The following is a 15637-nucleotide window of genomic DNA, read 5'->3' as shown; positions in this document are numbered from 1 at the left end:
GGTCGAAATGGGCCTTTCGTCACCTTTCCCACGAAACGGCTGCGTAGGTAGAGCCTGATATCTACCAAATGTGATAATTTCACATCCACTTGTACTTTGTGACATTTTGAAATTATTTCCCGCGGCGTGCCTTTGATCCGATTCAAGGGTCGAGGGCCGCGCGATGGAGGATGCAGCCCGATGGTTCAGTCTCTGGAACGGATGCCGATGGCGTCGACGACGGCAAGCTCGAATGTCCCTTGGGGCGGGCGGGCGCGCGGCTTCACGCTGATCGAGGTGATGATCACCGTCGCGATCGTCGCGATCCTGGCGGCCATCGCATACCCGTCCTATGCGTCGTACATCCGCAAGGGGAAGCGGGCGACCGCGCAGGCGGCCTTGATGGATCTGGTCAGCAAGGAACAAACCTACCTCCTGGACCGGCGTGTGTACACCAACGCGCAGGCGGATATCGGTTTCACGATGCCTGCCGAAATCCAGACGGCCTACACGATCGAGGTCGTTTGCTCTCCGGTTGACTGCAAGTCGGGCGGCTTCACGGCAAAGGCCACTCCGGCAGGGAGCCAGGCGGTGTCGAACGAGCTGGAGATCACGATCACCGACACCGGCGTCAAGACGCCGGACGCCTCGGGTTACTGGGGCAAGTGACGCGATGGCAAACCCGGAGGCATTGACCCAAGTTCGGCGCGCCACGCGGCGCGTTCGCCAGGGCGGCTTCACGGCCATCGAGTTGATGATGACCCTGGCAGTCGTCGCCATCCTGGCGGCGCTGGCCGCGCCCTCGTTCCAGCAGCTGATTGCAACGCAGCGCATCAAGTCGGTCGCCTCGGCGCTGAATGAATCGCTATGGGTCGCTCGCAGCGAGGCACTCAAGCGCAATGACAAGGTGGCATTCAAATTCACGAACTCGGGGGGCGACACCGCTGTCGGGGACTGGAAGATCACCCAGAGCAGCGACGGAACGGGTACCGCGCTCCATCAACAGATGGGCTCCTCCTCCGTGGTATCCACCACCTCGACGGGCGGCAACCTGCTGTTCGTCTTCAACTCCTCCGGCCGGCTGACCTCTGGCGGTCCGTCCTCGATCAAGCTCCGGGTCCCGTCTGCCAACGTCAATCGTTGGGTCTGCATTTCTGCCAGTGGCCGGGCCATCACCCAATCGACATCATGTTCCGAACCCGAATGACCGGTATGCGCGGCTTCACGCTGATCGAAGTGCTGGTGACGATCGCCGTGATGCTGCTGGGCCTTCTGGGCGTGATCGGAATGCAGGCCAGGGCGGCCGTCATGGAATTCGAGTCTTACCAGCGTGGCGAGGCGCTTTCGCTGGTCCGTGAAATGCAGGGCCGTCTGACCGATTCGCGGGCCATCGTCGGCGGCTATCTCGCTGATGCCGTCAGTTCCACCAACGGCAGTGTTTACGTGGGTTCGGGCGAGAATGCCAAAGACTTCAGCACCGGTTCCGTCTGCGTCGGGGGAGCGGGCCTTCCGCTGGCGGAGGCGAAATTCGAAATGTGTCAGTGGGGGCAAGCGCTGCAGGGCGCGGCGGCCATGGAAGGCACCTCGAAGGTCGGAGCCATGATCGGCGCCCGCGGCTGCCTGATCCGGGTCGTCCCGGCGGAGAACAACGCACTGGCCGACATCTACGTCACGGTCGTGTGGCAAGGTAAATCGCCGAGTGCCGAACCCGCCGAGGATTCTCCGGCTGGTAAGAATGTCTGCGCCAGCGATGTGAATTTCGGCGTCGGTCTGCGGCGCGGCGTAACGGTCCGCGTGCTGGTGCCGAACCTGACCAAGTCATCTTGAGGACCGACATGTACCGCCGAGCCCTTGCGTCGACCCCAGGAGCCCGCTGCCATCGCCAGCGAGGGCTCACGCTCATCGAGTTGATGATCGCGCTCGTCATCGGCCTGCTGATCGTCGCAGCCATGAGTGTCCTGTTCGCCGGCAGCAGCCGGTCCCGAAGCGAGGTCGAACGGAGTGCGGAGGTGAATGAGAACGGGCGCTATGCCCTTGACGTTCTGAGCCGCGAGTTGTCGCAGACGGGGTTCTACGGAACGCTGGCCGCACCGGCGGCCGCCGTCACGCCGATCAACACGTCTGCCCTGGCTGCGAAGGCGATGTGCCAGACCGGGGTCGCGAACCTAGACCTCCCCAACGCAGACCCAGACCAACTTTCCTGGAAAGACTCGTTGACCTACTACGTCCTGGGGCTTGGCAGCGCGGCAGGGGCGAATATCGACGCCGATCCGACTTGCATCGCGCGCAAGGCCGGAACCGATGCGCTTTTCATTCAGCGGGCCAGTACTTGCGTCGTCGACGAACCGGGTTGCCTGACCGATCCGAAGGTGGATGCCTACTTGCAGGTGTCCGAATGCGGCAGCGAATACAGCGCGACGCCGTTCAAGCTCTTGCCGGGCGATTCGACAGACTTCACGCTTCAAACCAAGACCTGTGCCGGCCCCGGCACGCCGGCACCGAAGCGCAAACTCGTTCGCCGTATCTACTATGTCAGCGCGGCGAACGAGCTGAGCTATCAAGACATACCACTCAGCGGCGCGCTCCCTAAGCCAGTGGTGTTGGTCGAGAACATCGAGCAGATGCAAATCGAGTACGCTTTCGACACAAGCGCCCCTCCAGACGGAACGCCCGACGTGTTCGCGCCTGCGCCGAACTGGCTGCCAGCTCCGCCGCCCAATACGGACTGGACGCAAGTCATTGGTGTACGAATCTGGCTGCTGGCCCGCTCCAGCGATCCGAGCCAGAACACCAAGAATGCCGCGAGTTTCGTGCTCGGCGCGGACACCACCGTCCCAGTTGCCGCAAACGCCGTCGGCAACCCGAAGCGGCGCGTCTACAGCACCTATATCTCGTTCGTCACCCCGAAGGCGCGCCGCGAATCATGAAGATGACCTCTGTCCGCCGAGCGCACCGCGCCCAGTCCGGCGCTGTACTGATGATCGGCATGGTGATGCTGCTGATGGTCAGCCTCGTCGCGGTCAGCGTGATCCGGCTGTCCATGCGCCATACCCAGATTGTCAACAATGAGCAGGTGCGAACCGAGGCGGTCGCGGCAGCGAACTACGCGCTCGACACGGTGTTGAATCAGCCCTACACCAACTGGGATCCATACAAAGGCACAGGAGGCACGACCGTCACCGTCAATCTCGGCACGAGCCAGACAGACGACAGCGACGCCGACAGCAAAGCCGCTTCGACAAAGGTCACGGTCAAGAACCTCGAATGCAAACGTGCCCGCGTGCTCAAGAATGCGGAACTTATCAAGAAAGATCCGGCTGGTATCTCCTACGTGGCCGCGACGGACGTCTCCTGCTTCGGCGGCGGCGGCTCCACCGGCCTGACGATCGTCGATCCGTCGAAGGCAGGTTCCCCCTCCGACGATTCGCTTTGTGGGACCGTGTTGTACGACATGCAGGCGCAAGCGAACGATCCGAAGCTGCTGAACGCCGTACCGGTCGTCCAGCAGGGCGTCGAGGTTCGCACGGACATCACGTCGCTTGCCGGCGACTGCTCTTGATCGCGATAGCCAGAAAAAAAGGTCACCGATGAACACCCTTGCCTTCCGACTTGTCCTGGCGATCCTCGCCGCCCTCGTGCTGCATTCGCGGGCTGCTGCCGAAGACATCGACCTGTATGTGAGCGGCGGGAGCGCGTCAGCGCCCAATGTTCTCTTCTATCTCGACAACACCTCGAACTGGGCGGCCCAGTCCCAAGCATGGGCGTACTCCGATGTCCTCGCGAAATGCGACAAATACAGCGGCTCGGCGCAGACGACCTGCCAGAGTTATGTTTACGAAATCTTCTGCAACTCGAAAGTTGCCTGCGCCGGGAAACTGGACCCCCTGGAGCAAGGGCTGGTAGAAGTTCGCGCGCTGAAACTCGTGCTCAACCAACTCGTGTGCAGCCAGCCAGCCGACAAAGCGCTGAACATCAATGCCGGCCTGATGATGTTCAACAACGGCGTCAGCTCGGTAGACAGCCCCAGTGCCAGGCCAGGCTATATCCGGCACGAAGTCAAGTCGATGGCAGCGCAGTGCGCGGAAAAAACCGACGTGGCGAAGTCGATCATCGCCGGGCTGGACAACATCGCCTCCAACTTCCAGGGACCGGATTTCAAAACTAACGGCTCGGCCGACTACGGGGCTGGCTTCTACGAGGCCTTCAAGTATTTCGGCGGCTGGTCGCGGCCGAACCTTATCGTTTCCGGCTCCGGTACGGCCGGATCGCCGATGGGCGCAACGGGGTTCGGTCCCATACGCTACAGCACGGCGACCCCCCTGGAGGACCCCAATGCCTTCATCGACCCCAAACCCGAATTGAAGACGACCTACAAGAGCCCGATCAACAGCGAGAACAGCTGTGGCAAGAACTACATCATCCTGATCGGCAATGGGTTTCCTGCCTCATATGAATACGGCACCGATGCGAATGCCTCGCCTCCCACGAACAAGCTGATGTCGCGGCTCACCTATGACCCGGGCCCGCAGATCTACCCGGTGCCATTTCTCAGCAATCAGAAGTCCGATGTCCGCTTCGCCGACGAGTGGGCCAGATTCCTCTTCAGGACCGACGTGAGCCCGATCGACGGCCAGCAGAGGGTCCAGACCTTCACGATCGACGTCTACAACAAATCGCAGGACGCCAAGCAGGCGAAGCTGCTTCAGACCATCGCGGCGGTCGGCCAAGGCAGTCTCCCTGGAAACGACGCCGGAGGCTACTATTCCGTGGGTGGCGACCTGATGGCGCTGATCAACGCGCTGAAGGAAACTTTGATGCAGATCGCGTCGGTCAACAGCGTGTTTGCGTCCGCCTCGCTGCCGGTGAGCGTGAATGCCCAGGGCACCTTCCTGAACCAGGTGTTCATGGGCGTTTTCCGGCCGCACGAAAAGGCCTATCAGCGCTGGGCCGGCAACATGAAGCAGTACCAGTTCGCGCTCCAGGACAACGCGCTCTTCCTCGCCGACTCCGTTGGCAAGCAAGCCGTCGACTCGGGAAGCGGCTTCATCCGGAATTGCGCGAAGAGCTACTGGACGACCGACAGCGACACGTATTGGCAGAGCGTGACCGGGACTGAGTCGAGTTGCGGAGACGACGCGACTTACGCCGATTTCAACAAGTACTCCGATGCGCCCGACGGTCCGATCGTCGAACGGGGAGGCAGCGCTCAGCAGCTGCGCAAACTCGGGCATGCCGCCCGCAACATCCGGACTTGCACAACCATCGCCTGCGGTTCCGTGGTCGACTTCAACACGACGAACGTGACGATCCCCAGCACGAGCCTGAGCCAAGGCACCACCAGCGCGACCTTGGTCCAATGGGCACGGGGCGAGAATGTCGGCGACGGCAACAGTACCGTCGACTCGACCGGCACGCTGGTCACCACGACTTACGCGACCGCGACAGCTCCGGGGCCCACCACTCGGCCGACGGTGCACGGCGAAGTGGTTCATTCGCGGCCCCTCGCGGTGAACTACGGCTCGGGCAGCACGAACGACGTCGTGGTGTTTTATGGTGCCGGCGACGGCATGTTGCACGCAGTCAGCGGCAACCAGACCGGCCCCGGCGCCGGCAACGAGCTCTGGGCCTTCATTGCGCCGGAACACTGGAATCTGCTGGATCGGGTGCATTCGAACACTCCGGTCATCAGCTATCCCGGAGTGACGGTCCCCGGCGCCGCGCCGAAGACCTACTTCTTCGACGGCTCCATCGGCGGCTACCAGGAAGTGACCGGCGGCGCACTGAGCAAGCTGTGGATCTATCCGACCATGCGCCGCGGCGGGCGCGCGGTCTATGCGTTCGATGCAACGAAAAAGCCTGGCACTGGCGTCAATCAACCGACGCTGATGTGGAAGTTCACCGACGATAGCAGCCTGGGCCAGACTTGGTCCACGCCGGTCGCCATCCGCGCGAAGATCGGAACGGCAACCACCACGCTGGTCGCCTTCGGTGCCGGCTACGACAACTGCGAGGACGGCGCTGCCAACGCCTGCGACGGCGTCACGCAAGGGCGCGGCATTTTTGTGATGGACGCAGCAAACGGCAAAACGGCCAACTATCGATTCTTCGATCCGGGTTCGACGGCAGGCCGATTCGTCGCCGACATGACGGCAGTCGACGCCAACAATGACGGCATCATCGACCTGCTTTACGCGGTGGACACGCGCGGCAATATCTGGCGCATCAACACCACCAACCCGAACAGCGGTTTCACGGGCTACAGCAGCGTCGAAGACTGGCCGATCAACAAGATCGCGACGGTGAGTGACTGGAGCACGGCCTCGGAGCGGCGCAAGTTCATGTACGCACCGAGTGTCGTCATGCTCGGCACGCAGGCCAGCGTTCTGGTCGGCACGGGCGACCGGGAAAAGCCCCTGCCCTCGGGCAGCGCCGCATCGGTCAACAACCGCTTCTACGGCATTCGGGACGACATCACCAAGGTTGGCGCGCTCGACGCGAGTGGCTCGGCGGTGGCCAACACCCCCGCGGTCGTGAACGGCGCCGGGACTGATGCCGAGCTGGCCACCGCCAACAAATTGACGAACGTGACCAGCGTTACCACGCCTGTCGAACCGACGAGCTTGGCGCCGAATGGTTGGTACAGGAATCTGTCCACCACGAGCACGCCGTTCGAGCAAGTCGTGACCACGCCACTGACCATCGGCGGCCAGACCTACTTCAGCACGTTCCAGGCCAAGTCGAGCACCGGCAAGTGCTCGATGGGTACCGGGCGGGCCTACAAGGTGGATTTCCAGACGGGCGTGATCTCGCCGAACGCGGATGGGCAATACGTGCCGGACACGTTCAGCTCCGAGGGCATTCCACCCTCGCCCGTGGGCGGACTGGTGTCCATCGATGGAAAGACCGTGCCGTTCTGCATCGGATGCACAGGTCCCACCGTCTTGTCTCCGAACAAGATCGTTCCCAAGGTCAAACCTGATCGCAAGCCGGTCTATCGCAGCCAGAAGATCGACAGCTGACCGACTCGACGCCGATCACCACCGGTGCCTGGACGGTGGCCGATGCCGTCAACCCGAATCGACCGCCAGCAGGTCGAGTCGCTTGACGTTGACGGGACCGTTCGGCCCGGCCCGGCCGGATTTGGAGGCATGATCGCGCCTTTGTTACATTAGCGCCCGCTCGACAGGGCTCGACCGAACAGCACGTCCCGATCACCCGCCATGGAAAACCAACTCGCCTGGGTCCAAGCCGCCTGCGCACGCATCCTGCGTCCGGTGGTCAGGCTCGCGCTGGCGATGGGGCTCAAGCACCCTCACCTCGAAGAGCTGCTGCGCGACCTCCTGCTGGACGAGGCGCGCCGCCTGTGGCGGGCCGAGGGCGTGAAAGAGCCCAACATCAGCCAGCTCTCGGTCGCCACGGGCCTGAACCGCAAGGCGGTCACGGCCAAGGTCCGGGAGCCAAGCGATCATCTCGCGAGCACCGACGTGTCGGCGGCCGCCAAGACATTCACGACGTGGCTGCAGCTTGTTTCCGACAGGCCCGAAGATCGGCGGGTGCCGATCGTCGGCAACGGCGACATCCAGTCGTTTGAAAAACTGGCCTGGCAGGGCAGCCGCGGCAACGTGCACCATCGAGCGATCCTGGACGAGCTGGTTCGGCTCAACATGGTGACCGAGCACGACGGATACGTCGAACTCAAGGCCGAGGGCTTCGTGCCTTCGGCGGACCTGCAGTCGATGCTCGCATTCCTCGGCGACAACTCCCGCGATCACCTGCTCGCGGCGGTCTCCAACATCCAGGGGAATCGGCCGCCGCTGCTCGAGCGTGCGGTGTATGCAGGCGGCGTGACGATGCAGGATTGCGAAGCCATTCACGAGATCGTCCGGCAGCGCTGGAGCGGGCTGCATCATGAGCTGACCGCGCAGATGACGCGCGCTGTCGAGGCGGCGGGCCCGGCCGCATCGGGCCGGATCCGCGTCGGCATCTACACCTATTACGAAGACGCCACGGACCCACCGGGCGCAACCGAGAGCAAATCATGAAGACCAGACCCTGGCTCGCCAGCCTGACGCCGCTGTTGCTGGCGCTGCTTCTGTCGTGCGGCGGCGGGGGCGGCAGTCCGGTGGGCGGCGCCTCCTCGGCCCAGGGAGCGGCCGGCGCGTCCGCTGCCGTGCCATCGAGCGGCGATACGGGGGGCGACAGCACCGGCGCCACAGGCGGATCAGCGTCCACCGGGGGATCGACGAGCACGGCCTCGGGTGGGGACAACTCCGGCGTCGGGTCGGGCGGCACCGGCATCGGCACCGCCGATGCCGCCACCAGCGTCGGCTCAGTCGATGGCATGGGCAGCATCATCGTCAATGGCCTGCGCTACGACATCGACCAGGCCGTGGTGAGCCTGTCGGATGCCGCGGCGCTGCAGATCGGGATGACCGCCAAGGTCACGGGTCCGGTCGACGCCGCCTTTGCGAATGGCGTTGCCAGGCAGGTGATCTCCGCGGTGGAACTGCGCGGCGCGGTCTCCGCCATCGATCCGGCCGACGGCAGCTTCGTGGTCCTGGGCACGACGGTGAGCGTCGACGAGACCACCGTCTGGGCCGATGTGCCAGGACTGGCCGGCCTGGCCGCCGGCACGACGGTACAGGTCTGGGGCCTGCCGACGCGCCCTGGCGTGCTGCGCGCGACACGCGTGGAGCAAGCCACCGTGAATGCCCCCGTCGTCACGGGCACCGTGGAGCAGCTGGACACGGCCAGAGGCACCTTCGCATTGGGCAGCCTGAGCATCGCCTACGGTTCGGCAGGTTTCGCCGCCGGCATCGATGCCGGCACGCTGGCAAACGGCGCCCTCGTGCGGGTCCGGGCCGACACCCAGGCTGCAGCCGGCGTGCTCAATGCCACGCTGGTGGAGAGCTGGTATGCGATCCCCAAGGTGGGCGGCACGCCGGTCCAGCTTGAAGGCGTGATCGAAAACTACACGGGGCTGGGTTCGTTCCAGCTCTTGGGGACGACCATCGACGCCTCGGCGGCCCAGATCACCGGCGGCGCCGCCGCCAAGATCGCCAACGGGGTCAAGGTGGTGGTCGGCGGGACCTTCGTCGATGGCGTGCTGGTCGCAGCGAAGCTCAAGATCGTGCACATCCCCGGCGGCGGCGCACTGCCGTCCTACACGCTCATCGGCGCGGTGGGCAACTTTGCTTCTCCGGCGAACTTCCGCGTGCGCGGGCAACGGGTGGACGCCAGCGGCCCCGGCGTCGTGTTCGTCAACGGCGCGCAAGTCGGCCTGGCCAACGGCGCGAAGGTCACCGTGCTGGGCGCGCAGGTGGTGAACGGCGCGCTGATCGCCAGCCAGGTCAGTTTCGACTAGGGCCTGTTCAGGCCCTGGCCCGCAGGGGAGATCGCCGCGTCGACGATGGTCTGCGCCTCGGCGAGGATCCGCTCCAGGTGCTCGGCACCGCGGAAGCTCTCGCCGTAGATCTTGTAGATCTCCTCGGTGCCCGAGGGGCGGGCCGCGAACCAGCCATTCTTCGCGATCACCTTGATGCCGCCGATCGCGCCGCCGTTGCCGGGCGCGTGGCTCAGGACGGTGTCGATCGGCTCGCCGGCCAGTTCGGTGGCGCGCAGCTGCTGCGGCGCGAGCGCCGCCAGCTGTTTCTTCTGCTGCAGGCTGGCGGGCGCGTCGATCCGGCTGGCGACCGGATGGCCGAATTCGTTCGCCAGCTCGACATAGAGCGCACCGGGGTCGCGGCCGGTGCGGGCGGTGATCTCGGCCGAGAGCAGTGCCGCAGTGATGCCGTCCTTGTCGGTGGTCCAGACCGTGCCGTCGCGGCGCAGGAAGGTGGCGCCCGCGCTTTCTTCCCCGACGAAGCCGAGCGAGGCGTCCAGCAGGCCGTCGGCGAACCACTTGAAGCCGACCGGCACTTCGAAGAGGCGGCGGCCGAGCCTTTGCGCAAGCGCGTCGATGAGCCGCGTGGACACCACCGTCTTGCCCACGGCCGCCCCGGCGCCCCATTGAGGACGGTGCTGGAACAGGTAGTCGATCGCGACCGACAGGTAGTGGTTGGGCTGCAGCAGGCCGGCGCTGCGGGTGACGATGCCGTGGCGGTCGTGGTCGGTGTCGCAGGCGAAGCCGACGTCGTAGCGGTCCCTGATGTCGAGCAGGCGCTGCATCGCGTAGGTCGACGACGGGTCCATGCGGATCTGGCCGTCCCAGTCGAGCGTCATGAAGCTGAAGCGAGGATCGACGGCGTCGCTGACCACGGCGAGGTCGATCCGGTAGCGTTCGGCGATCGCGCCCCAGTAGTGGACGCCGGCGCCGCCGAGCGGGTCGACGCCCATGCGCACGCCCGACGCCCGGATCGAATCCATGTCGATCACGCTGCCCAGGTCGCCCACATAGGCGGCCAGGAAGTCGTGGCGGTGGGTGGTCGCGGCCTGCAAGGCCTTCTCGTGCGGCATCCGCCGGACGCCCTCGAGTCCTTTCTCGATGAAGCGATTGGCCGCGTCCTGCACCGGGCCCGTGATGTCCGTGCCGGCCGGCCCGCCGTTGGGCGGGTTGTACTTGAAGCCGCCATCGCGCGGCGGGTTGTGCGAGGGCGTGACGACGATGCCGTCGGCCAGCCCGCGCGTGCGCCCGCGGTTGTACGTGAGGATCGCGTGCGACAGGGCCGGCGTCGGCGTGTATTCGTCGCCGCTGGCCAGCATTACCTCGACGCCGTTCGCGGCCAGCACCTCGAGCGCGCTGGCCGCCGCGGGCGCGGACAGCGCGTGCGTGTCGATGCCGAGGTAGAGCGGGCCGTCGATGCCCTGCGCCCGGCGATGGTCGCAGATCGCCTGGGTGATGGCGAGCACGTGCCACTCGTTGAAGGAGCGGTCGAAGGCGCAGCCGCGATGGCCCGAGGTGCCGAAGGCCACGCGCTCGGCCGCCACGGTGGGATCGGGCCGCTCGGCGTGGTACGCCGCGAGCAGCGCGTCGATGTCGGTGAGGGCGTCGGGGGGCGCCGGCTGGCCGGCGAGGGGGCTGATGCGTGAGGCCATGGAGGCTCCTGTGTGGCGATTCAGGGAGTGGGCCGGGTCGAGCCCTGCCAGGTGGCCGGGGGCAGGTCGCGCAGGTCGGCGATGCGCGCCAGCGTGATGTCCGGCGGGGGATAGGCGCCGATGACCCGCGGATCGAGCGCGTAGTGGCCCTGGCGTGGAAAGACGGTGGTGAGGCGCTCGCCCAGGGCGGCCTTCATCGCCGAGAGGATGCGCAGCTTGTCGTCCACCATCACGTAGTGGCGCGCCGGGAAGCGCTGCTGCACCGCGTCGAGCATCAGCTCCTTGTGGATGTAGATCAGCACCCGGCCGTCGACGGCCTGCCAGAGCCCCGAGCGCTGCACCTTGCGTGGCTGGAACACCGCGTCCCCGTCCGAGAGGATCACCGGGACGCCGAAGCGCTGCAGGTGCTCGACGACGCCCAGTGCACCCGCAAAGAGGCGGTCGGCGAACGGGTAGTCGATCAGGAAGGCCGACATCTGCAGCAGCCGCGGGTCGCTCATGTCGTCGTCGCCGAGTTCTAGCAGGCGAAAGCGCTGCAGCGCGCCCAGATAGTCGGCGTAGCCCAGCTCGCTGAACAGCGCCTCGAAGAAGGTCCAGTAGCGCTCGGCCCGGGCGTTGCCGAAGTTGTCGGCCAGGCGGCGTCGCAGGTCGTCGACCAGGCCATCGTTGTCGAACAGCGTGTTGTCGACGTCGAGCAAGAAAACGATGTCCTGCATCGGGGCCTCCTAGAGCAAGTCGCTCGGAACGAACCACGAGAAAAGCAGCAGCTTGAGCCGCACCAGCACGTTGGCGTCGGGCTCCTCGTCGTGCACCACGTTCTCGCCATCGGTGCTCACCCACTGGATCTGGTCGCTGCCGGGCTTCAGCCGCAGCTCGTAGGCGCTTTCGACATTGTCGACCTGGAAGGCATCGAGCAGGCGGTGCGCCACTTCGAAGCTCTCGAACCGCACGCCCAGCTCGGTGTTGATGTGGGCCGAGCGGGGATCGAAATTCAACGAGCCGATCAGGGACCATTCGCGGTCGATCAGCGCCAGCTTGGCGTGCAGCCGCCCGCGCGACTGGCGGAACACCTTGCGCAGGTTCAGGCTGCGCTTGATCTGCTCCGAGCTGACTTCGTAGAGCCGCACGCCCAGCCGGAGCATCTCGACCCGGTAGTCGTTGTAGTTGATGTTGACCAGCGGTTCGTCGGTGTCGGCCAGCGAATTGGTGGCGACGCTCATGCGGACGTCGCGGGCGCGCAGCCGGGCGATCTGCGCCATGCCCGCTTCGCCGGGCAGGAAGTAGGGCGACACGATGTCGACGTCGGAGCGCGCCTGGTCGAGCTGTACGCGCATGCGCTCGGCGACGGTGGGCGGCCGGCGTTCCCTGGCGGCGGCGTCGTCCTCCGGGCGCAGCGCCTTGTTCGGCGAGTCCGCCACCGCGTTGGCGCGCGCCGGGATCAGCTCGAGCCGGCCCCGGTCGATCAGGATGCCGAGCCGCGGATCGCCGAACATGTCGGTCGCGGGCGGAGCCGGGGGCAGCGGCGCGACTTTGCGCGAGGTCAGCCGCTCGAAGTTCGCCTGCAGCGAAGCGGGCGATTCGAGGGGCGGCACGATGGCCTCGAGCGGCCAGACCACCTCGCTGTTCCAGTAGTTGTCGAAGATGGTCTGGAGTTCGGTCACGACCGGGCCGGCCATCAGCATGTCGAGGTCGATGAAGTTGGGGCCGTCGCTGCGCAGGAAGTACTCGTCCGCCAGGTTGCGCCCGCCGGCGATCGCGAAGGCGCCGTCGGCGACGAAGAGCTTGTTGTGCATCCGGTGGTTGAGCCGGCGGAAGTCGGCCGCGAAGCTCATCCAGCGGGTGGCCGAATGGTCGCGGCCGGCCACGAAGGGGTTGAACAGCCGGATCTCCACGTTCGGGGTGGCGGCCAGGCCGAGCAGCAGCGGGTCCAGCCTGGTCGTGTAGAAGTCGTCCAGCAGCAGGCGCACGCGCACGCCGCGCCGGGCGGCGTCGCGCAATTCGCGCAGGATCAGCTTGCCGGTCTTGTCGTTGCCCAGCAGGTAGTACTGCAGGTCGAGCGAGGACTGTGCGCGCCGCATGAGTTCGAGCCGGGCGTCCAGCGCGAACGCGCCCTGCGCCAGCACACGCGTACCCGACAGGCCGTCGGGCCGGGCGTCGAAGAGGGCGGCAAGCCGGCCCAGTTCGGTGGCGGGCGAGGCCGGGATGGCCGGGACGTACGGCGTCGCTGGAACGGGCGGCAGTCCGGCGCAGGCCGAGAGCAGGCAGGCGAGGACGAGAGCCAGGCAACGGAGCATGGGACGGGAGCGCGCGGAGCGACCGGAAGAAAAGGGCGCCGCCCGGATGAACGGCCTGCGGATCGTAGCCGGGCCGGCCGACACCGGGTGGCTCCCGGTGCGCGCCTGCCGGCGCGTTTCGACGCTCCGGGGCCCGCGCCGGCTCTGGGCGCCATAGGGTGTTGCCCTTCGCCAACGGCGCCGCGGCGCGCTGCAGAATCGCGGCGATGAAATTCTCCGCCGTTGCTTCCGCCTGCCTGTTGCTCGCCACCTCGTCCATGGTCCGGGCCCAGGACACCGGGAGCACACCGACGCTGGGGGAGATCACGGTGTCCACGCCGGCCGGTCCGACGCCGCTCTTCGACGTCGCCGGTTCGGTCGACCGGGTGGAAGGCGCGGACATGCGCGACAACCGGCTCGGCGTGAACCTGTCGGAAAGCCTGAGCGGCGTGCCCGGACTGCAGATCCAGAACCGGCAGAACTACGCGCAGGACCTGCAGATCTCGATCCGCGGCTTCGGCGCCCGCTCCACCTTCGGTGTGCGCGGCGTGCGCCTGTACGTCGACGGCATCCCGGCCACCCTGCCGGACGGCCAGGGCCAGACTTCCAACATCGACATCGGCTCGGTCGACCACGTCGAGGTGCTGCGAGGGCCCTTCTCGGCGCTCTACGGGAACTCCTCGGGCGGCGTGGTGCAATCCTTCACCGAGACCGGCGAGGGGCCGCCGAAGCTGGGCTTCGCGATGGCCGCGGCCAGCTTCGGCACGACGCGCACCGGTCTCAAGGCCAGCGGGTCCTCCGGCGCGGTCGACTATCTGCTGAGCGCCGGCCATTTCGAAACCGACGGTTATCGCGACCACAGCGCGGCCGAGCGCGGCATCGTCAACGGCAAGATGGGCTTCACGCTCGACGACGGCAGCCGGCTGACGCTGATCGCCAACAGCGTGCATCTGAATGCGCAGGACCCGCTCGGGCTCACGGCCGATCAGTACGCGCTGAACCGGCGCAGTGCAGCGATCGCGACGCAGTACGACACCCGCAAGAGCGTCGACCAGACGCAGGCCGGGCTGCTGTACGAACGCCGCCTCGATGCCGACAACGCGCTGCGCATGCTGGTCTACGGCGGCGAGCGAAAGACCTCGCAGTACCAGGCCATCCCGCCCTCGGCGCAGCTGAGCCCGACCAGCGCCGGCGGCGTGATCGGGCTGGCGCGTGATTTCGGCGGCGCCGACCTGCGCTGGATCTCGCAGATGCAACTGGCCGACCGGCCCTTCGAACTGGTGGCCGGGCTGGAGTACAACAAGCTGCGCGAGCACCGCACGGGCTACGAGAACTTCCTGGGTCCGGCCGCGAAGCCTCTGCTGCTGGGCGTGCAGGGGCGGCTGCGGCGCAACGAGACCAACGAGGTCTACAACCTCGACCCCTATGTGCAGGGCACCTGGCGCTTCGCGGACCAATGGACGCTCGAGGCCGGCGTGCGCCGCAGCACGGTCGATTTCGATTCGCAGGACCACTACATCGTGGGCGCGAACCGCGACGACAGCGGCAGCGCGCGCTATGCCGAGACGCTGCCGGTGGCGTCGCTGCGCTACCAGGCGACGCGCGACCTCGCGCTCTATACCTCGGTGGGCCGCGGCTTCGAGACGCCGACCCTGAACGAGCTTTCGTACCGTCCCGACGGGCTGGGCGGGCTCAACTTCGCGCTGCAGCCGGCCGTCAACGACAGTGTCGAGGTCGGCGCCAAGGCGCGGCTGGCCGGCGGCCTGCTGACGGCAGCGCTGTTCAAGACCCGCACGAGCGACGAGATCGTGACCGCCACCAACGTCGGCGGCAGGGCCACCTTCCGGAACGCCGGCCGGACCACGCGCGACGGCTTCGAACTCGCCTGGCAGCACGAGAGCGAGAACAACTGGCGCACGCAACTGGCCTACACCTGGCTCGACGCGCGCTACAGCGACACCTTCTGCGCGACCGTGCCCTGCACGGCGGCCGGCATCGTCCCGGGAGGCAACCGGATTCCCGGCATCGCCCCGCAATCGTTGTTCGCCTCGTTCGGCTGGGTGCCGCCCCAGGGCTGGCGTGCCGGCACCGAACTGCGCGCGCTCGCCAGCATCGAGGCCAACGACCGCAACACGGTGAGCGTGCCGGGCTACGCGGTGGTCGCCCTGTTCGCCGGCTATCTCATGCAGTGGCAGCGCTGGGACCTGAACGCCTTCGCGCGCATCGACAACCTGTTCGACCGGCAATACGTCGGCTCGGTGATCGTCAACGAAGGCAATGCCCGTTACTACGAACCGGCACCGGGGCGCAACTGGACGATCGGCATGAGTGCGGCGTATCGTTTCTGATTC

Annotated in this window: 12 protein-coding genes; 9 read left to right on the top strand and 3 right to left on the bottom strand. The window is 66.3% G+C overall.

What is annotated here, in order from left to right; genetic code table 11:
- Nucleotides 1–180 precede the first annotated feature (180 nt).
- The 8 genes from AC1DYK_RS02165 to AC1DYK_RS02130 all read left to right on the top strand — a co-directional run bounded on the left by AC1DYK_RS02165 (nucleotide 181) and on the right by AC1DYK_RS02130 (nucleotide 9343).
- Nucleotides 181–648, top strand: a complete 468-nt coding sequence (locus AC1DYK_RS02165; RefSeq protein WP_478164755.1) for a type IV pilin protein — start codon at nucleotides 181–183, stop codon at nucleotides 646–648.
- A 4-nt stretch (nucleotides 649–652) separates the two neighbouring features.
- The gene (locus tag AC1DYK_RS02160; protein WP_478164754.1) at nucleotides 653–1186 is read left to right on the top strand and encodes a GspH/FimT family pseudopilin; all 534 of its coding nucleotides are present in this window, start codon (nucleotides 653–655) and stop codon (nucleotides 1184–1186) included.
- Nucleotides 1168–1806, top strand: coding sequence for a prepilin-type N-terminal cleavage/methylation domain-containing protein (locus AC1DYK_RS02155; RefSeq protein ID WP_478164753.1), 639 nt, complete (start codon nucleotides 1168–1170; stop codon nucleotides 1804–1806). Before AC1DYK_RS02160 ends, AC1DYK_RS02155 begins: the two co-directional genes overlap by 19 nt.
- A gap of 8 nt (nucleotides 1807–1814) precedes the next feature.
- On the top strand, nucleotides 1815–2906 hold the full coding sequence (locus AC1DYK_RS02150; RefSeq protein ID WP_478164752.1) for a PilW family protein: 1092 nt from the start codon (nucleotides 1815–1817) through the stop codon (nucleotides 2904–2906).
- Nucleotides 2903–3538, top strand: a complete 636-nt coding sequence (locus AC1DYK_RS02145; protein WP_478164751.1) for a pilus assembly PilX family protein — start codon at nucleotides 2903–2905, stop codon at nucleotides 3536–3538. Before AC1DYK_RS02150 ends, AC1DYK_RS02145 begins: the two co-directional genes overlap by 4 nt.
- A 28-nt stretch (nucleotides 3539–3566) precedes the next feature.
- Nucleotides 3567–6998: a pilus assembly protein gene (locus tag AC1DYK_RS02140; protein ID WP_478164750.1), complete on the top strand. Its 3432-nt coding sequence runs from the start codon at nucleotides 3567–3569 to the stop codon at nucleotides 6996–6998.
- Between the two features lie 201 nt (nucleotides 6999–7199).
- Nucleotides 7200–8021 (top strand): DUF6502 family protein, encoded by an 822-nt coding sequence (locus AC1DYK_RS02135; RefSeq protein ID WP_478164749.1) that lies wholly within the window; start codon nucleotides 7200–7202, stop codon nucleotides 8019–8021.
- The gene (locus AC1DYK_RS02130) at nucleotides 8018–9343 is read left to right on the top strand and encodes a DUF5666 domain-containing protein (RefSeq protein ID WP_478164748.1); all 1326 of its coding nucleotides are present in this window, start codon (nucleotides 8018–8020) and stop codon (nucleotides 9341–9343) included. Before AC1DYK_RS02135 ends, AC1DYK_RS02130 begins: the two co-directional genes overlap by 4 nt.
- Here AC1DYK_RS02130 and pgm read toward each other — a convergent pair.
- The 3 genes from pgm to AC1DYK_RS02115 are packed head-to-tail and all read right to left on the bottom strand — an operon-like array spanning nucleotide 9340 to nucleotide 13307.
- Nucleotides 9340–11013: a phosphoglucomutase (alpha-D-glucose-1,6-bisphosphate-dependent) gene (pgm, locus tag AC1DYK_RS02125; RefSeq protein ID WP_478164747.1), complete on the bottom strand. Its 1674-nt coding sequence runs from the start codon at nucleotides 11011–11013 to the stop codon at nucleotides 9340–9342. The two genes, AC1DYK_RS02130 and pgm, sit on opposite strands and share 4 nt — an antisense overlap.
- 20 nt (nucleotides 11014–11033) lie before the next feature.
- Complete coding sequence (locus tag AC1DYK_RS02120) at nucleotides 11034–11729, bottom strand: HAD family hydrolase (RefSeq protein WP_478164746.1); 696 nt, start codon at nucleotides 11727–11729, stop codon at nucleotides 11034–11036.
- Nucleotides 11730–11738: 9 nt separating this feature from the next.
- Nucleotides 11739–13307 carry a phospholipase D family protein gene (locus AC1DYK_RS02115; RefSeq protein WP_478164745.1) on the bottom strand — a complete coding sequence of 523 codons (1569 nt, stop codon included), beginning with the start codon at nucleotides 13305–13307 and terminating at the stop codon, nucleotides 11739–11741.
- A 206-nt stretch (nucleotides 13308–13513) separates the two neighbouring features.
- Here AC1DYK_RS02115 and AC1DYK_RS02110 point away from each other — a divergent pair, with 206 nt between their 5' ends.
- Nucleotides 13514–15634 (top strand): TonB-dependent receptor domain-containing protein, encoded by a 2121-nt coding sequence (locus AC1DYK_RS02110; protein ID WP_478164744.1) that lies wholly within the window; start codon nucleotides 13514–13516, stop codon nucleotides 15632–15634.
- The last annotated feature ends 3 nt before the right edge of the window (nucleotides 15635–15637 follow it).

The sequence above is a fragment of the Variovorax sp. P2_H12 genome (assembly GCF_056403395.1).
Note: the sequence above shows the minus strand (reverse complement) of the source record. Positions and strands in the feature narration are given on the sequence as shown.